The sequence below is a fragment of the Streptomyces sp. NPDC007901 genome, assembly GCF_042959465.1.
Lineage (GTDB): Bacteria > Actinomycetota > Actinomycetes > Streptomycetales > Streptomycetaceae > Streptomyces.
Genome location: NZ_JBIBKW010000004.1, coordinates 562,276 through 584,267, shown reverse-complemented (window position 1 = coordinate 584,267; position 21,992 = coordinate 562,276). Strand labels below are relative to the sequence as shown.

Below are 21,992 nucleotides of genomic sequence, written 5' to 3'. Positions count from 1 at the left end.
ATGGGGACGACGGGGACGGGAACCGACATGGAGGCGTACGAGCCGGTCACGGCGGGCGCGGGCGGTACGACGCTGACCGCGGAGATCCGGCGTGTCCTGGCTCGGGTCGACGCCCACGCGGCGCGGGCCGCCGGGGCGGCGCCGAGCGGGCCGAAGCCGTCCGCGGCCCCTGACGTGCCCGCGCCCGGGGACGAGGGCACCGCCCCTGTCTCCGCCGAAGGCCCCGGCACCGCCCCCCTCGACGCCCTGGTCGCCTGTTTCAGCCTCACCCCCTTCGAACGCGACCTCGTCCTCCTCACCGCCGCCCACGAACTGGAGCCCACGGCCGCCGCCCGGTGCGCCGCCGCGTGCGGTGACCCCGAGCGGGCCCACCCCACGTTCTCGCTCGCCCTCGCCGCGCTCGCGGACCCGCACTGGAGCGCCCTCACGCCGGTCGCGCCGCTGCGCCGCTGGCGGATCGTCGAGCTCGACGACGACTCCCGGCTGACCACCTCACGGCTGCGGCTCGACGAGCGCATCCTGCACTTCCTCCTCGGCTCGCCCTATCTGGACGCCCGGCTGCACGGCCAGCTGCGCCGCACCCCGGTGCCGGACGCGCTGCCGCCGTCGTACGGCCTGGCGGCGGACCGGCTCGCCGAGGGCTGGACGCACCCGGCCGAGACGCCGACCGTCGAGCTGACCGGGGGCGATCCGCGCAGCCGGGCCGACATCGCCGCCGCCGCGGCCGCCCGCGCGGGGCTCGGGACGTACGCGATGAGCGCGGCGGACCTCCCCTCCGACCCCGTGGAGCGGGACCGGCTCGCCCGGCTCTGGCAGCGCGAGGCGATCCTGCTGCCGGCCGCGCTGCTCGTCGAGGCGGGCGACCTGGACCGCGACCAGCGGGCGGCGACCGAGTCGTTCCTGGCCTCGGCCGCCGTCCCGGTGGTGGTGTCGAGCGAGGACCCGCTGCGCTCGGAGCGGTCCCACGGCGCCCGGGTCGCCGTACCCCGCATGGACGACGAGGAACAACTCGGCCTGTGGGCGGGCGCTTTCGCGGACACCGACCTGGACGAGCGTGAACTCCGTTCGCTCGTCGCCCAGTTCCAGCTGCCGCCGCACGTCGTACGCGCCGCGGCGGCCACGGTACGGCACCGGCTCCCGCACGAGGACGAGCTGGACGTCGCCGAACTCGCCTGGCGGGCCGGGCTCGACGAGGCCCGGATCGGCATGGACGAGCTGGGCCGGCGCATCGAACCGCGGGCCGGCTGGCACGACCTCGTCCTGCACGAACGGCAGACCACCGTGCTCCGGGAGATCGTCGCGCATGTGCGGCAGCGGGCGACCGTCCACCAGGAGTGGGGGTTCGCCGGCACCCTGCGCCGCGGCCTCGGCGTCACCGCCATGTTCGCGGGCGGCTCCGGCACCGGGAAGACCCTGGCCGCCGAGGTCATGGCCAAGGAACTCGGCCTCGACCTCTTCGTCATCGACCTCTCCCAGGTCGTCAGCAAGTACATCGGCGAGACCGAGAAGAACCTCCGCCGGGTCTTCGACGCCGCCGAACGCGGCGGCGCCCTGCTGCTGTTCGACGAGGCCGACGCGCTGTTCGGCAAGCGCAGCGAGGTCAAGGACAGCCACGACCGGTACGCCAACCTCGAAGTCAGCTATCTGCTGATGCGGATGGAGGCCTACCGGGGTCTCGCCGTCCTCACCACCAACATGAAGAGCGCCCTCGACACGGCGTTCCTGCGGCGCATCCGCTTCGTCGTCGACTTCCCCTTCCCCGGCGAGCCGGAGCGCGCCGAGATCTGGCGCCGGGTGCTGCCGGCGCAGGCCCCGGTGAAGGACATCGACCCCGGGCTGCTCGCCCAGCTCACCGTCGCCGGCGGCTCGATCCGCAACATCGCGCTGTCCGGGGCGTTCCTCGCCGCCGAGGAGGGCGACCGGCTGCAGATGCGGCACATGCTCGCCGCGGCCCGCACCGAGTACCTGAAACTGGAGCGCTCCCTGACGCCGACGGAGGTCCGCGGATGGGTGTGAGTCCTTCGCCCGAGCCCTCGGCGATCCGCGTGGAGATCGGCGAGCTGGTCCTGGACGGCTTCCGGGCCGACCCGGAACGCGTCTCGGCCGCGTTCGAGACCGAACTGACCCGGCTGGTAAGGCTGCACGGTGTGCCCCTCGCCGCGGACGGCCCGTTCGCCGTCGACGCGCTGTCCGGGCTGCCGCTCCTGCCGGCGGGGCTGTCCGCGCGCCGCCTCGGCCAGGAACTGGCGCGGGCCGTGCACGAGGGGCTCAGCGGCCACGGGGAGGTGAGCCGATGAGTTCCCGGGCCCAGCAGGACGCACAGGCGCAGCAGAGCGCCGAGCAGCGCCGCCGCAAACGCCGGGAGCGGGCCGCCACGTCCCGTACCCCCGAGCCGAAGAACATCGTCAGCGGCGCCGGACAGCCCCTCGACCCCGGCCTGCGCCGCGAGTTGGAGGAACAGCTCGGCCACGACCTCGGCCGGGTACGGCTGCACACCGGCCGGGACGCCGGACAGCTGACCGAACTGCTCGGCGCGGACGCGGTCGCCGTCGGCCAGGACATCCTCTTCCGCGAGGGCGCCTTCAAGCCCGGCACCGACGAGGGCCGGCGGCTGCTCGCCCACGAACTCCAGCACACCGTGCAGAACCCACACGGCCTGGGCGCGCTGCGGGCCGGACGCGACCTGGGCGCGGTGAGCCTGCCGCAGCAGGCGATCGAACGGGAGGCGGAGGCCGCCGCCCGCGACGAGACCGCCCCACCGGTCCAGGAGGGCCAGGCCACCCCCGGCTGGCTGCGGTACGCCACCGTCGACGCCGACCGCCGGCGCGCCGAGGCGATCGACCCGGCGACCCTCGTGGACCGGCTCGCCAACTCGCTCGTCCGCTCCCTGCGTGGCGACCCCGAGGACCTCTCCCAGCGCACCCGCAGGCAACTGGCCGGGCTGCCCGCCGAGTTGCTCGACAACGTCCTCGCCCGGCTGGAGGGCCGACTGCTCGCCCCCGAGCACGACCGGGTCCTCGACCTCGTCGACGACATCGATGCGTACGACGACTACGCCGACGACCGCGTGGAGAGCGACGCACACGACGCCCCCGAGGTCGAGCCGGACACGGCGGAGCAGGTCCGCGACGAGCGGGAGAGCGCACGGCGCCGGGCCCGGGAGGACCGGGAGGGCCGGGACCGGCCGGTCACCGCGTCCGGCCCGGAGAAGGAGCGGGCCGAGCGGGAGGGGGCGCCCGGCAGCACACCCCTGAACGGCGGCACCCGCGAGCGGCAGCGGACCGAGACCGAGGAGCGGACGCGGCGGGAACGGGCCGAGTCCGAGGCACGGGAGCAGCGGGAGCGGCCGGGGGGCTCGGGTTCCCCGGGCGGCGCGGCGCGCGGGGCAGGGCTTCCTGCGGCCGGGGTGCGGGACGAGACGCCGTCGGCCACGGCCGCGCAGCAGCAGACACCGGACCAGGAAACGGGAAACGGCGGCCAGGACCAGCCGGGTCGGCAGGAGGGCGGGGGCACCCAGGAACCGCAGGGGCAGCAGGAGGGCGGCCAGAACCAGCAGGCTCAGCAGGAGGGCGGTCAGGAGACCGCCGACGAGCAGGGGGTCCCCGTCGCGGGCGCGGAGGAGTCCGCCGCGCGCAACCGGCCCGGCGCCGCCGACCAGTTCGCCGCCGGGCGGCAGGTCCCGTCGGCGGAGAAACCGGCCACGGACCGGCCGACGGGTTCGCCCAGGACCGGCACCGACATCCCGCTCCCCACGCCGTCGAGCCGCCTGGACGGCGTACGGAGCCAGGACCTCGACGGACCCGAGGAGACGGCCGACGACGAGGGCGCGCTCTCCGACAGCACCTCGGAGGTGGAGGCCGGCGGCACCGAACCCAGCGCCTGGGACATCACCCTCCAGCCGGACGACTTCCTGCCGACCCAGGACCCCGACGTGTCCGGGGTGCCGACGGTCGACCAGGGAGCGGACGCGGCCCTGCCGTCCTTCCCGGCACCGCCGCCCACCAAAGCCGACCAGGTGCAGGCGGAGCGGGACGCCGAGGACGTCGAGGACGCGGCGGCGGAGGCGGACGTCGAGGAGGCACCGGCCACCGAACCGGCGCCCGCGCCGCAACCCTCTCCGGAGACGGTGGGCGGGCCCGGTGACACGCTGCTCGCCGGTCTGGACCCGCAGGACAAGGCCGCCGAGCTGCCGGACGCCGGTGCCGTCTCGAAGGACCCGAAGAGCGGCGACGACCCGAAGGCCGGTCCCGTCACCGCCCAGACCACGGTGCAGCGGACGGCCGCTCCGGACGGCGACGGTGCCCGCCGGGACGGCGCGGCCAAGGAGGGGCAGGGCACCCCGGCGGCCGGGGAGCAGGGCGGGGCCGCGCAGGAGAAGGACTCACCGAAGGCGGTGGGCGGAACGGCCGCCGGAGGCCAGAAGGAGCAGCCGCAGACCGGATCGGGACCGGGAGCGGGAACCGGATCGGCTCCGGCCGCGGCGAACGATCGCACGGGCGACGCTTCGGCCTCCCCGGCCGCAGGGGACTCGCAGATCACCGGGGGTTCCAACGCCGACCGGCCGGGTACCGCCACCAGCGGCGCGCAGAGCGCGGCGGAGCCGGAGCCGGACCGTGCCACGCCCACGCAGCCCGCGCCCGCCCGAACGACGACACCCCGAGCGGCGCCCCGGACCCCGAAGCCGTCCCCCTCCGCCTCCCCTTCCTCGGCGGCCACCGCCCAGGCAGCCGAGGACGCGATCGGCGCAGCCCCGCAGCCGGAGAAGGCCCCTGGGCCCGCCGCGCCCGCCTCATCCGCATCCAGCGCACCACCCGCTGCGGGCGTCGCGAGCAAGCCCGCCGGCAAGGGCAGGGGGAAGAAGGACTCGGCTCCGGCCCCGAACCTCTCCCAGGTCTCGCCGGAGGCCGGCCTGAGCACGGCCGCGACCCTCAAGCCCGACAAGGCCCTCACAGCGATGGGCGGGGTGAGCGGCTCGGTCGACCGCAGCGTGGGCGACGAGCACAAGCAGCTCGCCGCCGCGCCGCCCGCCATGCAGCGCCCGGCGGGCGCCCCGCAGACTCTCGAAGGCAAGCCGAAGACCGACGCACCGGCCCGGTACTCCCAGGACCCGGCCCAGAAGTCGCAGGCACCGGAGCAGGAGAACGCGCAGGTCACAGGAGCAAAGGAGCCCGAGGGGCAGATCGAGGCGGAGAAGGCCGAGGAGCCGGGCGGCTGGCAGACGTTCAAGATGGCGCTGGGCTTCGGCATCGGCTGGCTCGCCGAGAAGCTCGGCTTCAAGGTCGACAAGCAGGAGCTGGCCGCCAAGTTCGCCGGGCTGCCCACCAAGGACGAGGCGCTGAAGCAGGCCCAGGCGGGCAACGCGCCCGGGGTGCAGATGCAGGGCGCGGCCGAGCAGACGTCCGACGAGCAGGGTGCCGCCGTCGACACCAAGGGCCAGGACACGGTCGACACGGCCCGGGACGACTCCGGCCGTGGGATGGGCGAGGACCAGGTCTATCCGGACGCTCCCCAGGAGGAGCTGAAGGGGAAGGTGCCCGGCGCGGACGGAGGCCAGGGCGCCGCCGCCGTCCCCGGCGCCTCCACCGGTGCCGTACCCGCGGACGCGGCCTCCGCGGTGGCCGAGCACGACAAGGGTCCGGAGTTCCAGGCGGCGTTCAGCCAGGGCCGGAAGGGTATGTCGGACAGTCGCCAGACCAAGGACAAGGACACCCGCGACTCGCAGACGAGGCACCGTCAGCAGGTCGACACGGAGATCGGCCGCAACACCAAGGACCAGGCGGCCCAGCGGACAAAGGCCCTCGACGACGTCACGGCACAGCGGGAGGACTGGCGCAAGGACCAGGACCAGTCGCTCAAGAAGCTCGGCGACAAGAAGAGCGACCGAGCGGACCAGGTCCGCAAGGACGTCCAGGACCGCGAGAAGAAGACCGACGACGACGTCACCCGGCAGAAGACCGACAGCGACAAACAGATCAAGGACAAGGGCGACCAGGCCGAGACGGACGCGAAGGGCAAGGCGGACAGCGCGGCCCAGGACTCGGGCAACTGGCTGACGAAAGCGTTCGACTGGATCAAACAGAAGGTCGTCGAGATCAAGAACGCGATCGTCCGGATCATCCGGGACGCTCGTGACGCCGTCGTCAACTTCATCAAGAACTTCAAGGACACCGTCGAGCGCTGGATCGACGAGGCACGCACGTTCATCGTCGACACGATCAAGAGCCTGATCGACGACCTGATCGCGTTCGCCGTCGAACTCGTCCGCGAGATCATCGAACTCGCCGCCCGCATCCGTAAGTTCATCACCGACCTGGTCGCGGCGGCGATCGCCTTCGTCACCCGCCTCGCGGCAGAGCTCAGGCAACTGGTCACCGACCTGCTCAACCAGCTGGCCAAGATGCTCAGCGACATCCTGAACATCCTCAAGAAGATGCTCATGGACGTCATCAAGTCGATCGTCGACGCGGTCAAGACGATTCTCGACTACGCTTCCAAACTCCTGGGCGCACTCGGCCAGTTCATGATGATCGCGGTCGACTTCCTGGACGATCCCGGCGGCTGGCTCAGCGGCGCCAAGAACTCGGCGGTCGACGGCGCGCAGCACCACCTGTTCCGCGAGGTGCAGTCCGCGGTCAAACAGTGGTTCCAGGAGAAGATCCAGGAGATCCTCGGCATCCCCAGGGCGATCATCGACAAGCTCGTCAAGGGCGGCTTCTCCCTCGAACGGATCGTGAAGGAGACCTGGGACGCGATCGTGCCCCAACTCCCCTTCATCATCGGCGAGATCGTCATCACCAAGGTGATCGCGAAGCTGATTCCCGGAGCGGGCTGGGTGATGGCCGTCATCGACGCGATCCGCACCGCCATCGGCGCCCTGGGCGCGATCCTGCGGGCCATGGGCGCGGTCCTGTCCTGGCTGCTCGCCGTCCGCCTCGGCGGCGCGGGCCTCCTCTTCGCCAAGGCCGTCGCGGCCGGCGTCGTCGCCCTCCTCGAACTCGCCTACCAGTACCTCCTCAACGCCATCGGCAAGTACGTCGCCAAGGTGGGCCGCCGCCTGAAGGGCATCGCCGCCAAACTCTTCCGCGGCGGCCACGAGGGCGAGGGCCCGGGCAGGCGCCCGGCGGGGGGCGCGGAGGACGAGGGCAGCGCCCCCAAGAACACCTCGGCTCCCACCCGAAAGCCCACCACCGGCGACACGGACACCCCGGCCCGCCCCAAGCCGACCGAGCCGTCGGGGGCCAACCGCCCGAAGGAGGACCCCGCCAGGAGGCCTTCGGACAAGCCGGACACCCGCTCCGCTCCGACGATGAAGCCCCAGCCCAAGCCCCAGCCCAAGCCGAGGACCGAGCCGGAGCCCCGCCCCAAGCCGAAACCCGAGCAGGAACCGAGGCCGAAGACCCCCGCTGACAGGAACCCGGAGAAGACCGAGGAGCCGACCTCCGGCAAACCGAAGGACACCACCAAGGACACCACTCAGGACAAGCCGAAGGACGGGACTCCTCGACGTCCCAAGGACACGGGGGAGACCCCGGGCACGAACAAGCCGAAGAGCGAGGAACCCGGCAGGCCCAAGGCGGGCGAGCTGGACAAGCCCAGGGAGGAGACCCCTGCCGAGCCCAAGGGCGACGGCAAGGAAGCTCCACCGAGGCGCCCGGGCGACAAGGGCGAGGCCCCGAGACGGCCGAAGAACGGCAAGGACGAGGCCCCGAGGAAGCCGAAGAGGGACGAGGACCCGAAGAAGCCGAAGCGGGACGAGGACGACCCGAAGAAGCCGAAGGACGGCAAGCCGCGTAAACCGAAGCCGGACGAGCACGGCCCCCGCAGGCCCGGGAACAAGCCCGGCAAGGAAGGCCCCGGCAGGCCCAAGTCCAAGCAGGACAAGGACCGGCGCAAGAAGAAGGAGGACTCGAAGGAGTCCAAGGAGGAGCGCCTGGCCAGGATCGTGGCCAGGATCCGGCCGCAGATCCGGCGCATGCTCAGCCGGGGCGCCAGGCCGCTCGTCATGAACTCGGCCCTGGCCGGCCTCCGCCTCTGGCACCGGCTGACCGGCCTCAGCGCCCAGGACGTGCGGCCGTTCACCATCGTTGCCAAGCTCAACCCCGAAGAGGGCGTCACCGACGAGGAAAAGGCCCGTATCGAACTCGACGCCCATCTGGACAAGGTGGGCAACCGGAAGGAGCTCGAGGAGGCGCTCGGCATCAGCCAACTGGACGACTGGTTCCTGTTCATGGACCAGGGCAACATCCTCGACTTCGTCCAGAAGATGAAGAAGCGGATCTCCGCGCTCGCCGCCGACGAGCAGCGGAACCGCAACAACTGGGCCCTTCGGATCATCCGGAGAGCGGAACAAGAGGTCAAACAGAGCGCCGCCACCGTCGAGCAGGGCGGCACTCCGACCGCCACGAACGACACCCAGATCGCCAACAACATTCAGAACATGCTGGAGTTCGGCGGTTACCAGGAGCAGAAGAGCAGGCTCACCACGAACGGAACGAGCAAGACGGCCAGCACCAAGTGGGACCGGAAGTTCGACAGGCTGGGCTATGCGCGGAAGGCCCTCATGCTGAAGCGTGCCGAACAGAACGGGGGCCTGATTCTCATCAAGGTGGGCAACGGCAAGACCTTCCCCAACCCGCTCCCGCCCGAAAAGATCCCTGAAATGCTGGAGACACCCCGCATCACCAACATCACCCAGGCGTTCAAGCAAGCGGTACGCAGGCGCGCGCTCGAATTGGTGGCCGGCCGTCCCGACCTGCAGGCTAGAATCAACGCCAAGATCAATGAGATGCACCCCGACCACGAGATAGACCTGAAGTTCAGCGGGCTGGACTCGTACAAGAACCTCTATCTTCTCGATGCGAAGACGAACACCCAAATGGGGCCGGCGATCAGCGTCAATTCCACGGGTGCTTCCGAGGGTACATTGGTGACAATTTCGGTGAAATGGTGGGATGAATGACCTCTTACAGTGAACTCGTCGAACTCTTCAGTTCGGAGAACATCGCCAGGTGGTCGATGGCCGAACTCCAGGAGATCGGCCTCTCACCCGCCAGCGCGCAGCTCCTCGCCGACGTGGGCCTCCCCGTCGATGTCCCCCTGGTCTTCACGACCCAGGTGCAGGGGGAGCCGAGCCTGTTCTCCTCGTATGAATTCATGCTCGGCGGTGAACCCGCCAAGATCCTCATCATCGGAGGTCCTCCGGGCGATGCGGGAACGCGGTTCTTCCTCGATGTCCACGATGACATCGTCGGTCTCTTCAGTTTTTCCGCGACTTCCCCCGGGAGTGAGGTCGTCAACGCCTCGCTTGAAAACTTCATCACCTTTTTGTGCCTCTATGCGGAATGCGCACGGAAGATTGTCGACGCCAAGCCGGTCGAACGTCTGAAAGCGATTCAGGAACTCTCCTCACGGCTGCGTGAGCAGGATCATTTCGCATTCGACAGGAATGATGGTTGGTGGTCCGTCGTGCTGGACCACCTGCGAGGAGATTTGAGGATCTAGAGCCTATGACCCGTTACGCAGACATCCCCAAACCCATCCGCTCCGGCATCGTCGTCGTCGACCCCGCCAGCGGTACCCCCCAGCGCATCATCGTGCTGCAGTTCAACCCGGACACCTTGGAGCGGAGCATCGCGCCGCAGTCCGCCGGGGACAGCGGTGACTCCGCGAGCGGTGGTGCAGGCAGCGGGGACCGGAACGAAGCCCTGCGCCTCAAGGGCCCGGCCCAGGAGACGTGGAAGTTCACGGCTGACATCGACGCGACCGACCAGCTGGAGATCGCCGCGCCCGACGGGATCCATCCGCAGCTCGCGACGCTGGAGATGCTCGTGCAGCCGACGACGGCGCAGCTGCGGGCGGCGAGCCGGCTCGCGCAGAACGGGACCATCGAGATCAGCCCGATCGAGATGCCGTTGACGCTGTTCACGTGGGGGAGCAAACGGGTCATGCCGGTGCGGCTGACCGAACTGTCGGTCAATGAATCCGCCTTCGACGTCAATCTCAACCCCATCCGCGCCTCGCTGAGCATCGGCATGAAGATCCTCACCGTCAGCGACCTGCCGGCCGGGCACCGCGGCGCCGACCTCTACCTGGCCCACCTCGCGCAGAAGGAGCGGCTCGCCGCCGCCGCGCGGGGCGGGAGCCTCGGCGCGCTCGGGCTGCCGGGCGTGGACGTACTGAGCGGAAGGGGCTGAGGAGCGAGCCATGGCCGACATCGAGCCGTACGAGAGTGCACTGGGCGCGATACCGGGGGCGCATCCGTATCCGCGGACCAGCCGCTACCACGACGCCGAGATCGGGGTGCACGTCCAGCAGGACGGGACCGAAGTCCGGTACGCGAAGCGGCGGCTGCTGCCCCCGCTGGACGCGCAGCCGACGCAGGACCATGTCGTCGGCGCCGGCGAGCGCCCCGACCTGCTCGCCCAGCGCTACTTCGGCGACCCGGGCCAGTGGTGGCGCATCGCCGACGCCAACCCCGTCCTCGATCCACGGGAGTTGACCGACGAGCCCGGCCGGGTCGTCGAGATCCCCGAGGCCGGAGGGCGCCGGCGTGTCTGAGCAGCCCGTGGGGCAGGGCCCCGTCCACATCACGCTCCTCATGGGCCCCAAGCTCGTCCAGCCGGTGCCGGCCGAGGTGGCCGAGGCCCTGCTGTCCGCGCAGATCACGGCGACCGCGGGGGAGCGCAGCGGCTTCCAGCTGGCCTTCGACCTCACCAAGAGCGGCGTCATCAACCAACGGCTGCTGCCCGAGGGGTACTTCGACCCGAAGACCCGGATCGTCGTCACCGTCACCGTCCGCGGCACCACCGACGTCCTCTTCGACGGACTCGTCGTACGGCAGGAGGTCGGCGCCAGCAACCAGCCCGGCCACTCCACCCTCACCGTCACCGGCGAGGACCTGACCCTGCTCATGGACCTGGAGGAACGGACCGCCCGCTACCCCAACCTCCCGCCCTCCGAGCGCGTCCTCGCCGTCCTGCGCCGGTACTCCGACTACGGCATCCGGCCCGACGTCTACGCCGAGAAGATCAGCCAGCCCCCGCACCAGGACCTCCGGGTGCCGTACCAGACCGGCACCGACCTGCAGTACGTCACCGACCTGGCGAAGGCCAACGGCTACACCTTCTATCTGGAGCCCGGCCCGAACCCGGGGCAGTCCTCCGCGCGTTGGGGTCCGGAGGTGCGGCTCGGCATCCGCCAGCACGCCCTCAACGTCAACATGGACGCCAACACCACCGTGGACCAGCTGACGTTCGCGTACGACGGGACCGCGCGGGAAGAGCCGCAGGCACGCTGGCAGGACCCGGGGACCCGGCAGTCCACCCTGCTGCCGCAGCCGTCGATCAGCCCGCTGCGCCCGCCGCTCGGCCGCCGGCCCACCCCCGCCCTGCGGCGGAAGACCCTCGCCGGCACCGCCAAGCAGCAGCGCGAACAGGCCGAGGCCGAACTCCTCGCCCGCGCCGCCGTCTCCGCCGACGTCGTCTCCGGCTCCGGCTCCCTCGACGTCAACCGGCACGGCTACCTCCTGCAGCCCCGCCAGCTGGTCGGCGTCCGCGGCTCGGGACGGGCGTACGACGGCGACTACTACGTCAAGTCCGTGACGCACACCCTGCGTCCGGGCTCGTTCCAGCAGAACTTCACCCTCTCCCGGGAGGGCCTGGAAGCCCGCAGCGACTACGTCCGGCCGTAACACCTCATCACTCAGGAGCAGTTCAGCATGGCGGCAGCAGCCAACAACCGCTACCTCGGCAAGTTCCGCGGCCGGGTCGTCGACAACGACGACCCGCTGCGCATCGGCCGGATCACCGTCGAGGTGCCCGACGTGCTCGGCGACGAGCCGTCCACCTGGGCGCTGCCCTGCCTGCCGTTCACCGGGCCGCAGTCGGGGCAGTTCGTGGTGCCGCCGCCCGGCTCGGGGGTGTGGGTGGAGTTCGAGCAGGGCGACCCCAGCTTCCCGGTGTGGACCGGGTGCTGGTACGGCGCCGCCGACGAACTGCCGCCGGACGCGCGGCGGGCACTGCAGGCGAACTCGCCGACCAAGCCCGTCGTCGTCCAGACGCCGGGCGCACACAAGATCGTCATGGACGACACCGCCGGTGCCGAGCAGGGGATCCTGCTCCAGGCCCAGGGCGGCGCGTACATCCGCATCACCAGGGACGCGGTGGTCATCGCCACCGGCGCGGGCGCCGAGGTCCTGCTGCGCGGCGACCAGGTGACCGTCAACCAGGGTCAGCTGACCGTGGGCTCGAAGCGCTAGAAGACACGGGGGAGAAGAGAAGTTGTCCGGGAGTCTGCTCGATGCCGGCGCCGTGATCGGCTGCCCGCACGGCGGCCGGGTCACCGCCGCCACCACACCCTCCGGCGCCGTACGGATCGGGGGCGCGGCCGTCGCCACGGCCGCCCACGCCTATGTCGTCGCCGGCTGCCCGCACACCGTCGACGGGGTGCGCTCGCCGTGCGCCACGGTCCGCTGGACCGCCGGCGGCACCGGCGTCACGGTCGACGGCGCGCCCGTGCTGCTCGACACCTCCGCGGCCCTGTGCTTCTCCGCGGCCCTCGTGCCGCAGGGGCCGCCCGTGGTCCAGGCCGCACAGCGAAAGGTCACCGTCCGATGAGCCACCCGACCGGCCGTTCGACGAGCCGCCCGACGAGCCCGCGCCTCCGCCCCCGTACGGACATCGCGTTCCCGTTCCACGCGGACCGCCGGGGCCGCACCGCGCACGCGCCGCACGCCGAGCACCTCCGCGACCTCATCGAGCAGCTGCTGTTCACCAGCCCCGGCGAGCGCGTCATGCGCCCCGACTTCGGCTGCGGACTCCTCGACCTGGTCTTCGCCCCGAACAGCCCGGAACTGCTCAGCACCCTCGAACTCTCCGTGCAGGCCTCGCTGCAGCGCTGGCTCGGCGACCTCGTCGACGTGGTCGCCCTCGACATCGCCAACGACGACGCCGTGGTCCGCGTCCACCTGTCGTACGTCGTCCGTGCCACCGGCGCCGTCCGCGAGGACGTCTTCGAGGGGAGGGCGGCCGTATGACCAGCGCCACCCGCCGGGCGAAGGTCCGCGCCGCCCAGCTCAACGGCGTCGACGCGGTCGAGGTGAGCGACGACGGCCTGCTGCTCACCGTCACCTTCCTCGGCAAGGCCCCGCACGGCCTCGGCCCCGAGAACGTCCGCGTCGACGGCGGCCGCCGGATCACCGGCATCACCGCCCTCGACATCAGCGTGGAACGCGAGGAGGACCCCGAGCTCGACGACCGGCTCTACGTCACCCTCGACCGGGCCGGCGACACCTCCCGCTACCGGCTGTCCCTCGTCGAGACCGACCCGTACGGCCGCCCGGGCACCGAGCCCTTCCGGGGCTTCGACCAGCGCTACTTCAGCGCCGGGTTCTCCTTCCGGCCCGACTGCCCGACCCCCTTCGACTGCCAGGACGGCACACCCGAGGAGCCGGACCTCCCGTCCGTGCCCGTCGTCGACTACACCGCCCGCGACTACGACACCCTCCGCAAGCTGCTCCTGGACCGGCTGGCGCTCACCACCCCCGACTGGGTCGAGCGCAACCCCGCCGACCTCGGCGTGACCCTGGTCGAACTCCTCGCCCACACCGGCGACCAGATCGGCTACCAGCAGGACGCGGTCGCCACGGAGGCCTATCTGGACACCGCGCGCCGCCGGGTCTCGGTACGACGGCACGTCCGGCTCATCGACTACGCGATGCACGACGGCTGCACGGCCCGGGCCTACGTCACCGTCCAGACCGCCGGCGACACCGTCCTCGCCCCCGGCACCTTCCGCTTCGCCTCCGTCGACGTCCGCGCCCTCGACCCGCACGACCGCCCCGAACCCGGCACGGTCATCGACGAGACCGACCTCGGCGACCTGGACGAACGCGGCTCGGTCGAGGTCTTCGAACCGGTCGTCGCCGCCGACCCGCTGGAGCTGCGCGTCGCCCACAATGCGATCCGCCTGTGGACCTGGGGCGGCGAGGTCCGCGCCCTGCCCAAGGGCGCCACTGCCGCCACCCTGCGCGACGAGTGGGACGACCCGGAGACCTGCCGGGACCGGCGACTCGGCCTGAAGCCGGGTGACTTGCTGGTCTTCGAGGAGGTGAAGGGCCCGCGCACCGGCACGCCCGGCGACGCCGATCCGAGCCACCGCCAGGCCGTCCGCCTCACCTCCGTCACCCCGGCCGTCGACCGCATCGAGGACCAGCCCGTCCTGGAGGTCACCTGGGCAGCCGAGGACGCCCTGCGCTTCCCCCTCTGCCTGACCACCCAGGGCGGCCGCGACTGCCTGCCCGTGGAGGACGTCACCCTGGCCCGCGGCAACGTCGTGCTGGCCGACCACGGCCGGTCCGGGTCCGGGGACACGGTCACCGTGCCGCCCGTACCCGCCGTCGTCGCCCCCTGCGGCCCTCCCTCCTTCGGCTGCCCGGACCGCGAGGAGGGCAACGCCCCCGCCCGGCTCCTCGACTCCCTCACGGACAAGGCGGAGCGCGGCGAGGCCCTCGTACCCGACGATGTCCAAGACCTCTTCGCGCACCTCGGCGAGGCGGCGACCGCGCGCGCCGGCATCGGCCTGGAGCGGGCCGGGCAGCGCCACGTGGGGGTCCCCCCGGCCGGAGGCTGGGGGAACGTGGTGCCGGGGACGGCGTACGCCCAGGCGGCCGCCCTGCGCACGCTGCTCGCGCAGTCCGTCTACCCGGGCATCCCACCCCGCTTCCGGCCGGTCCTCGGCCGGGCACCGGTCGTCCAGGCGGTGCCGTTCCCCGACCCGGCGGGCGTCGCCGCCGGGCAGGCCGAACGGATCGCCGAGATCCCCGGCCGGGTGCGGCAGCGGCTCGTCGAGCTGTGGCGCAGCGCCCGCGACCGGGACGGCCTCGGCGACCCGGAGATCGACGAACTCACCGTGATCTTCGGCCTGAAGGTCGTCGAACGGTTCGAACTGCGCGCCCACCCGGTCCGGGCGCTGCGCGAACTCCTGCACCGGAGCGACGAGTTGCTCGACTCCAAGCTGAGCAGGGCCGCTGTCCTCGTCTCCCGCGCCCGTGCCGGTACGGTCCTCGACCCGCACATCGCCTGGGAGATCGCCCACAGCTGGGGTCCCGGCTACGCGGCCGGACTGCACCCCGACGAGCCGGTGCTGCGCGGCTCCGCGACGGCCGCCCTCGCCCAGGACCCCCGCCGCGCCCTGCCCGCCGTACGCGTCGAGGACGGCGACCGGGCCTGGGAACCGCGCCGCGACCTGCTGCACAGCGCCCCACGCGAGCGGCACTTCGTCGGCGAACCGGAGGACGACGGCCGGCTCGCCCTGCGCTTCGGCGACGGCCGGCACGGCGCGCGGCCCACCCCGGGCGCCCGGCTCGCCCTGCGCTACCGGCTCGGCGGCGGCAGCGCGGGCAACGTCGGCGCCGAGGCCATCAACCACCTCGTCGTCCAGGGCGACGGCGGGCAGCCACCGGCCGTCGTGGTCCGCAACCCGCTGCCCGCCGTCGGCGGCACCGAACCCGAACCCGTCGAACAGGTACGCCAGTCGGCCCCCCTCGACCTGCGCCGCACCCGCCTGCGCGCGGTCACCGCCGAGGACTACGCGGCCCTCGCGGGCGAACTCCCCGGCGTGCAGCGCGCCGCCGCCGAGCTCCGCTGGACCGGCAGCGTCCGGGAGGCGCACGTCGCGATCGACGCGTACGGCAGCGCCGAGCCGTCGGCCGCACTGCTCACCCGGGTCGCGCAGGCCCTGGAGGCGTACCGGCGCATCGGCCACGACCTCGTCGTGGGCCCCGCCCGGCTGGTCCCGCTGGACATCGCGCTCGACGTCTGCGCCCGGCCCGGCCACCAGCACGGGCAGATCCTGGCCGACCTGTACCGCGCCCTGGGCGGCGGCCGGGGCGGCTTCTTCCACCCCGACGCGCTGACCTTCGGCGAACCGGTGCGGCTCAGCCGCCTGGTCGCCGTCGCCGCCGCCGTCCCCGGCGTGGAGAGCGTCCAGGTCACCCGGCTGCGGCGGCTGTTCGAGCAGGACCGAGGAGAGAGGGAGGACGGCGTGCTGCGGCTCGGCCCGCTGGAGATCGCCACCTGCGACAACGATCCGGACCGGCCGGAGAACGGCCTGCTGGCGATATCCCTGGGAGGGACGGCCCGATGACCGCCACCGACGAGTGCACCTGCGGCTGCGGCGGCCACGACGAGCGCGTGGCACCGGCGCCGGTCCACAACCCGCCCGGCCGCACCGCCCTCGACTACCGCGTCGGCACGTACGGGACCTTCCTCGCCGCGCTCCTCGACCGGCTCGCCTCGCCCGCGTACCCGGCTCTGGAAGGGCTCACCGTCCGCACCCCGGACGACCCGGCGATCGGCCTCCTCGACGCCACGGCCGTCCTCGGCGACCTGCTCACCTTCCACTCGGAGCGGATCGCCGACGAGGCGTACGTCCGTACGGCGAACGAGCACCGCTCGCTGGTGCTGCTCGGCCGGCTGGTCGGCCACCGGCCGCGCCCCGGGGTCGCCGCCGCCACCCATCTCGCGTACACCCTCGAACGCGACGCCCGCGCCGAGACCCTGGCCGTGCGGATCCCGCGCGGCGCCCGCAGCCAGAGCGTGCCCGCCTCCGCCGACGAGGAGTCCCTCACCTTCGAGAGCAGCCGGGACCTCATGGCCCGCTGGGACTGGAACGAGCTGAAGGTCCGCCGGCGCCGGCCGTCGCTCATCACCCCGGACGATCTGTCGCGCCGCTCGGAGCTCTTCGTCGAGGGCACGGCGAACCTGTTGCAGACCGGCGACCAGTTGCTGTTCGTGTTCGGTGAACAGGCCGGTGGGCAGCGTGAGTTGCTGCCGGTCGCCGAGGTGCGGATCGACCGGGACGAGGACATCACGGCGCTCACCCTGCCCGGGTCCGCGCCGGCCACGCTCAAGGAACTCGTCGACGAGGTGCGGCTGTGGATCGCCGCGCCCGCGGAGCCCGGCGAGCCGGGGGAGGAGCCGCCCACGCCGGAGGTGCCCGATCCGCGGCCGGTGAGCAAGCTGATCGAGGACTTCGAGGACCAGGTGCTGGCGCCGCTGCGGGCGGCTCTGGACGGGGTGAGGACGCCGGAGGGGCTGGCGGGTGTGCTGGTCGAGCCGGTGGCTCGGCTGGGTGAGGCGGAGGTGTTGGCCAAGCCGTGGGAGGACGTGGCCGGTTGGTTCGAGAGGCTTCAGGCTGTGCTGGCTGAACTTGGCCGACGGGCACTGGAGTTGGCACCGGCGCGGAGGGACGGCGGTACCTCGTCTGCGGCGCCGTCGGGGCCGGTCGCGCAGATCCCCGAGCCCCCGGACAAGGGGGCTTCCAGTGCCGCCGCTTTCCAGGTGCTCGGCGCCGTACTTCCCGCCTTGCGGGCGACGAGGGCGGCCCGGGCGCCCGAGGCGCGGCCTGCCACCGACCCGGCCCGGCTGCTCGCCGCGCTCAATCCCTCCGTCGGGAGCCTTTATCCCGCCTGGCGCAGGGCCGCCGTCACCGATACCGCCCCCCTTCTCCGTGCCCTGCTCGCCATGCGGGTCACCGCCGCGCCCTTCGGTGCGACCGCCCCGCTCAAGCCGGTGCAGGACGACAAGGGGCGGGTCATCCGGTCCACGGACTGGCCGCTCACCGGGGCCGTGCTCACGGGGACGCGGATCGTGCTGGACGGCGCGGGGCGGACGCCGGTGCGGGCGGAGTTCCAGTACGTCGAGGGGAACAGCTCCGACCAGCGGGCGGTGACCCTGCCCGTCACCCAGCAGGTCCACTTCGCCCTCGGCCCCGGGCAGGTGGAGCTGTCCAGCCGGGCCGCCCAGGATCCCGGGGTCACCGTCAGGCTGAGCGGGGGGCTCCCCGAGCGGACCCTCACGGTGTCCCGCCCGGACGACGACGGGCTGGTCCAGGTCGGCGTCAGCGACGGCACGGCACACGACGAGCCGCTGCGGCCGGGCGACACCAAGCAGTTCACGCAGGGCGAGTACGAGGTGAGCCTGCGCTACACGGTGGGCGGCACCGAGTCCGACATCGAGATCGTCGTCGCCAGCAAGCCGGCCCCGGTGAACCGGAACGTGCTCCAGCTGGACTCCGTGCACACCGGCATCACCGTCGGCAGCTGGGTCGCGATCCAGCGCCCCGCGAAGGGCGGCACCATCCACGGCGACGCCAGGCTCGCCTTCGTCACCACCCAGGTCGTGGCGGCGCGTACGGCGGCGTACACCAACTACGGGATCACCGGCCGCGGTACGGAACTCACCCTCGCCGACCCGTGGCTGGACGAGTTCGACGTGCTGCTCTCGCACATCCGGGACACCACCGTGTACGCGGCGAGCGAGCCGCTGGACCTCGCCGACGAACCGCTCGGCGAGGACGTGCACGGCAACGTGATCGAACTCGACCGGCTGTACGACGGGTTGCGGCCGGGCCGCACCCTGATCGTGGGCGGCGAGCGCGCCGACATCCCGGGCACCACCGGCGTCACCGCCACCGAGGTCGTCACCGTCGCCGCCGCGGATCCCGCCGTGGACCCCCGGCTGCCCGGCGACCACGTCCACACCCGGCTCATCCTCACCACCGACCTCGCCCACCGCTACCGCCGGGCGACCGTCCGGATCCTCGGCAACGTCGTCGAGGCCACCCACGGCGAGAGCCGCGAGGAGGCCATCGGCAGCGGCGACTCGGAGCGGACGAACCAGACCTTCGCGCTCTGGCAGTCCCCGCTCACCTGGCTCGCCGCCGACAACCCCCTCGGCGCCACCCCGGTCCTGGAGATCCGGGCCGACGGCGTGCTCTGGCACGAGGTCGACAGCCTCGCCGGGCGCGGCCCGAACGAGCGCGTGTACATCACCGGCACCGCCTCCGACGGCCGGACCACGGTCACCTTCGGCGACGGCGTGCACGGCGCCCGGCTGCCCAGCGGCCACGAGAACGTCCACGCCCGCTACCGCTTCGGCACCGGCCGGGCGGCCAACGTGGCCGCCGGCCGGATCCCCCAGCCCCTCACCCGCCCGCTCGGCGTCACCGCGGTCACCAACCCGCGCCCGGCGACCGGCGGTTCGGACGCCGACGGCCCGGGACTGACCCGCCGGACCGTCCCGCTCGCGGTCTCCGCGCTGGACCGGCTGGTCTCGGTGCCCGACTACGAGGACTTCGCCCGTTCCCGGGCCGGCATCGGCCGGGCCGCGGCACGCGAACTCTTCGACGGCCGGCGGCGCGTGCTGCACGTGACGGTGGCAGGCACCGACGACGTCCCGCTCGGCGAGCAGACCCTCCAGGCCCTGCGGGCCGCCCTGTCCGAGTACGGCGACCCGGGCCTCACGGTCCGCGTCGACGCCCGCGAACCGGTGCTGCTGCTGGTCTCCGCCCGGGTGAAGGTCGCCCCCGACCATGCCTGGGAGTACGTCGAACCACGGCTGCGGCAGGCGCTGTACGCCCGACTCGGCTACGAAGGACGGGAGTTGGCCCAACCGGCCCGGCTCTCCGACCTCCTCGCCACCGCCCACACCCTGCCCGGCGTGGACTACGTGGACGTCGACGTCTTCACCGGCGTCCCCGCCTCCGCCACCCCGGACGAGCTGACCGCGCTCCTCGCGGACCCCGGCGAACCGAAGTCCTCCGTGCGGGCGCGCGAGGCGTCGTACGAGGAGAAGATCCACACCGTCCGGGACCCCGACGGCGAGACGCTCTCCTCCGTCTGCCGTCGCTACGGCATCCCACTGTCCCAACTCCTGCGCCTCAACCCCGACATCACCGACACACAGCGCCTGCGGAAAGGCCGCTCGGTGTACGTCTTCCGCGGCATTCGCCCCGCCCAGCTCGCCCTGCTCTCCGCGAAGGCGACGGACACCCTCATCCTCACGGAGGTCAAGTGATGGCCGCCCACTCGCCGGACGGCCTCGCCGCCCTGCTGCCCCGCTGGCACCTGCTGCGCGACGCCGAGGAGGGCGAGCCGCTGCGCGCGCTGCTCGCGGTGGTCACCGAGCAACTGGACCGGGTCCGCGACGGCGTCGAGCAGGGGTACGAGGACCTGTTCGTGGAGACGGCCGCGCCCTGGGTGCTGCCGTACCTGGGCGATCTCGTCGGGTACCGCACCCTGCCCGGCTACGAACGCGTTCTCACCACGGGTCTGCACGACGGCGGCCGGGACGCCCTCGCCGAGGCGATCGCCCCGCGCGCGGACGTGGCCGCCACGGTGGCCAACCGGCGGCGCAAGGGCACCCTGCACCTCCTGGAGGAGATCTCCGAGCAGGTCGCCGGCTGGCCCGCACGGGCCGTCGAACTGTCACGGCTGGTCGCCCAGAACCAGTCGGTGAAGCTGTTCCGGGACACGGGACGCGGCCGTCTTCCCGACCTCAGGGACGGCTCGGCGCTCGCCCTCCAGGGCGGCCCCTTCGACACCACCGCCCGCACGGCCGACGTCCGCTCCGCCCGCTCCACCAGGAAGCAGGGCGGCTGGAGTCCGGCCGGGGTCGCCCTCTTCGTCTGGCGGCTCAAGGCGTACTCGCTCACCTCCTCCCCGGCGTACTGCGTCGACCGCGCCCGCAACCTCTACACCTTCTCGATCCTCGGCAACGACAGTCCCCTGGTCACCAAGCCGGTCCCGGAGCCGTCGCCCACGCACATCGCCACCGTCGACAACGTCCCCGCCTTCATCACCCGCCGGCTCCTCCACGACCGGCTCCTCGACTACTACGGCCCCGGCAAGAGCTTCGTGATCCGGCGCGACGGCGAGGACCGGCCGGTGCCGCCGTCGGACATCGTGGTCGCCGACCTCTCCGACTGGCGCTACCGGCCGGGGCGCGGCCAGATCGCCGTCGACCCGGAGCTGGGGCGGATCGCCTTCGGAGCCCGGTCGGCGCCCCGGCAGGGCGTGTGGGTGGACCACCACTACGCGTACGGCGCCGACCTCGGCGGCGGCGAGTACGACCGGCCCGACCGCGTGGACCGGCCCGACGCGACCTACTACCGGGTCGGCCCGGGACAGCCGTACCGGCAGATCATGGACGCCTACCGGGCCTGGCAGAGCGAGCGCGACCCCGAGCGGACCGGCATCATCGAGATCACCCACAGCGGCGCCTACCAGGAACAGCTCGACTTCGACCTCGACCCGGGCGACCGCCTCGAGGTGCGCGCCGCCGAGGGCACCCGGCCGGTGATCCGCCTTCTCGACTGGTACAGCAACCGGCCCGACGCCCTCAACATCCGTGCCGTGGAGGGGGACTGCGCCCCGCACGAGCGGCCCCGGATCGTCCTCGACGGGCTGCTGGTGGCCGGCCGTGGCATCAACGTCACCGGGCCGATGGGCGCGGTGGTGGTCCGGCACTCCACGCTCGTGCCCGGCTGGTCCCTGGAACCGCACTGCGAGCCGCACTCGCCCGAGGAACCCAGCATCGTCCTGGACCGCACCACCGCCTGCCTCCAGGTCGAGCACAGCATTCTCGGCACCATCGAGGTCATCGGCGACGAGGTGACCGAGGACCCCCTCCACATCCACCTCCGCGACAGCGTCCTGGACGCCACCGGCCACGACCGGGAGGCCCTGTCCGCCCCGGACTGCCGGCACGCCCACGCCGTGCTGCACCTCCACCGCACCACCGTGATCGGCGAGATCCACACCCACGCCGTCGAGATCGCCGAGAACTCGATCCTCACCGGCAGGCTGCACGTGGCCCGGCGCGGCGTCGGCTGTCTGCGGTACAGCGCCGTGCCCGCCGGTTCGCGCACTCCGCAGCGCCATCGCTGCACCGCCGTACGGCCGTTGTTCGCGGCGGTGCGCTACGGGACGCCCTGGTACGCGCAGTTGGCCGACGGCGGCCCCGAGGAGATCCGCCGCGGCTCGGACGACGGCGCCGAACTCGGCGCCTTCCACGACCTCTACCGGCCCCAGCGCGAGGACGGGCTGCGGGCGCGGCTCGCGGAGTACACGCCCGCCGACTCGGACGCCGGGATCTTCTACGTGACCTGAGCAGTGCCGCCGTACGCCTCACCCGCACTTTCCTGAACCAGGG

General features: G+C 72.6%; 13 protein-coding genes. All 13 read left to right on the top strand.

Going from position 1 to position 21,992, the window contains the following annotated elements:
- The 13 genes from ACFZDK_RS17250 to ACFZDK_RS17190 are packed head-to-tail and all read left to right on the top strand — an operon-like array spanning position 1 to position 21,949.
- Positions 1-2,016: an AAA family ATPase gene (locus ACFZDK_RS17250; RefSeq protein ID WP_390973271.1), complete on the top strand. Its 2,016-nt coding sequence runs from the start codon at positions 1-3 to the stop codon at positions 2,014-2,016.
- Positions 2,007-2,297, top strand: coding sequence for a hypothetical protein (locus tag ACFZDK_RS17245; protein ID WP_390973269.1), 291 nt, complete (start codon positions 2,007-2,009; stop codon positions 2,295-2,297). The genes ACFZDK_RS17250 and ACFZDK_RS17245 overlap by 10 nt, the downstream gene beginning before the upstream one ends.
- Positions 2,294-8,959 (top strand): DUF4157 domain-containing protein, encoded by a 6,666-nt coding sequence (locus ACFZDK_RS17240; protein ID WP_390973267.1) that lies wholly within the window; start codon positions 2,294-2,296, stop codon positions 8,957-8,959. Before ACFZDK_RS17245 ends, ACFZDK_RS17240 begins: the two co-directional genes overlap by 4 nt.
- Entirely contained in the window at positions 8,956-9,501 is a 546-nt protein-coding gene (locus tag ACFZDK_RS17235; RefSeq protein ID WP_390973265.1) for an SUKH-4 family immunity protein, read from the top strand. Before ACFZDK_RS17240 ends, ACFZDK_RS17235 begins: the two co-directional genes overlap by 4 nt.
- Positions 9,502-9,506: 5 nt before the next feature.
- Positions 9,507-10,193 (top strand): hypothetical protein, encoded by a 687-nt coding sequence (locus ACFZDK_RS17230; protein ID WP_390973264.1) that lies wholly within the window; start codon positions 9,507-9,509, stop codon positions 10,191-10,193.
- Positions 10,194-10,203: 10 nt separating this feature from the next.
- The gene (locus tag ACFZDK_RS17225; RefSeq protein ID WP_390973263.1) at positions 10,204-10,557 is read left to right on the top strand and encodes a hypothetical protein; all 354 of its coding nucleotides are present in this window, start codon (positions 10,204-10,206) and stop codon (positions 10,555-10,557) included.
- Entirely contained in the window at positions 10,550-11,689 is a 1,140-nt protein-coding gene (locus ACFZDK_RS17220; RefSeq protein ID WP_390973262.1) for a hypothetical protein, read from the top strand. The genes ACFZDK_RS17225 and ACFZDK_RS17220 overlap by 8 nt, the downstream gene beginning before the upstream one ends.
- A gap of 27 nt (positions 11,690-11,716) precedes the next feature.
- Positions 11,717-12,256: a phage baseplate assembly protein V gene (locus ACFZDK_RS17215; protein WP_390973261.1), complete on the top strand. Its 540-nt coding sequence runs from the start codon at positions 11,717-11,719 to the stop codon at positions 12,254-12,256.
- Positions 12,257-12,278: 22 nt separating this feature from the next.
- Positions 12,279-12,614: a hypothetical protein gene (locus tag ACFZDK_RS17210; RefSeq protein ID WP_390973259.1), complete on the top strand. Its 336-nt coding sequence runs from the start codon at positions 12,279-12,281 to the stop codon at positions 12,612-12,614.
- The gene (locus ACFZDK_RS17205; protein WP_390973258.1) at positions 12,611-13,033 is read left to right on the top strand and encodes a GPW/gp25 family protein; all 423 of its coding nucleotides are present in this window, start codon (positions 12,611-12,613) and stop codon (positions 13,031-13,033) included. Before ACFZDK_RS17210 ends, ACFZDK_RS17205 begins: the two co-directional genes overlap by 4 nt.
- Entirely contained in the window at positions 13,030-16,143 is a 3,114-nt protein-coding gene (locus ACFZDK_RS17200; RefSeq protein WP_390973257.1) for a putative baseplate assembly protein, read from the top strand. The genes ACFZDK_RS17205 and ACFZDK_RS17200 overlap by 4 nt, the downstream gene beginning before the upstream one ends.
- Positions 16,140-19,856: a putative baseplate assembly protein gene (locus ACFZDK_RS17195; RefSeq protein ID WP_390973256.1), complete on the top strand. Its 3,717-nt coding sequence runs from the start codon at positions 16,140-16,142 to the stop codon at positions 19,854-19,856. Before ACFZDK_RS17200 ends, ACFZDK_RS17195 begins: the two co-directional genes overlap by 4 nt.
- Positions 19,856-21,949, top strand: coding sequence for a hypothetical protein (locus ACFZDK_RS17190; protein ID WP_390973254.1), 2,094 nt, complete (start codon positions 19,856-19,858; stop codon positions 21,947-21,949). Before ACFZDK_RS17195 ends, ACFZDK_RS17190 begins: the two co-directional genes overlap by 1 nt.
- Positions 21,950-21,992: the final 43 nt, after the last annotated feature.

Excerpts from the sequence above, each read along its gene's own strand:
- ACFZDK_RS17250 (WP_390973271.1), top strand. The coding sequence starts at position 1 with ATGGGGACGACGGGGACGGGAACCGACATGGAGGCGTACGAGCCGGTC.
- ACFZDK_RS17245 (WP_390973269.1), top strand. The coding sequence starts at position 2,007 with ATGGGTGTGAGTCCTTCGCCCGAGCCCTCGGCGATCCGCGTGGAGATC.
- ACFZDK_RS17240 (WP_390973267.1), top strand. The coding sequence starts at position 2,294 with ATGAGTTCCCGGGCCCAGCAGGACGCACAGGCGCAGCAGAGCGCCGAG.
- ACFZDK_RS17235 (WP_390973265.1), top strand. The coding sequence starts at position 8,956 with ATGACCTCTTACAGTGAACTCGTCGAACTCTTCAGTTCGGAGAACATC.
- ACFZDK_RS17230 (WP_390973264.1), top strand. The coding sequence starts at position 9,507 with ATGACCCGTTACGCAGACATCCCCAAACCCATCCGCTCCGGCATCGTC.
- ACFZDK_RS17225 (WP_390973263.1), top strand. The coding sequence starts at position 10,204 with ATGGCCGACATCGAGCCGTACGAGAGTGCACTGGGCGCGATACCGGGG.
- ACFZDK_RS17215 (WP_390973261.1), top strand. The coding sequence starts at position 11,717 with ATGGCGGCAGCAGCCAACAACCGCTACCTCGGCAAGTTCCGCGGCCGG.
- ACFZDK_RS17205 (WP_390973258.1), top strand. The coding sequence starts at position 12,611 with ATGAGCCACCCGACCGGCCGTTCGACGAGCCGCCCGACGAGCCCGCGC.
- ACFZDK_RS17200 (WP_390973257.1), top strand. The coding sequence starts at position 13,030 with ATGACCAGCGCCACCCGCCGGGCGAAGGTCCGCGCCGCCCAGCTCAAC.
- ACFZDK_RS17195 (WP_390973256.1), top strand. The coding sequence starts at position 16,140 with ATGACCGCCACCGACGAGTGCACCTGCGGCTGCGGCGGCCACGACGAG.
- ACFZDK_RS17190 (WP_390973254.1), top strand. The coding sequence starts at position 19,856 with ATGGCCGCCCACTCGCCGGACGGCCTCGCCGCCCTGCTGCCCCGCTGG.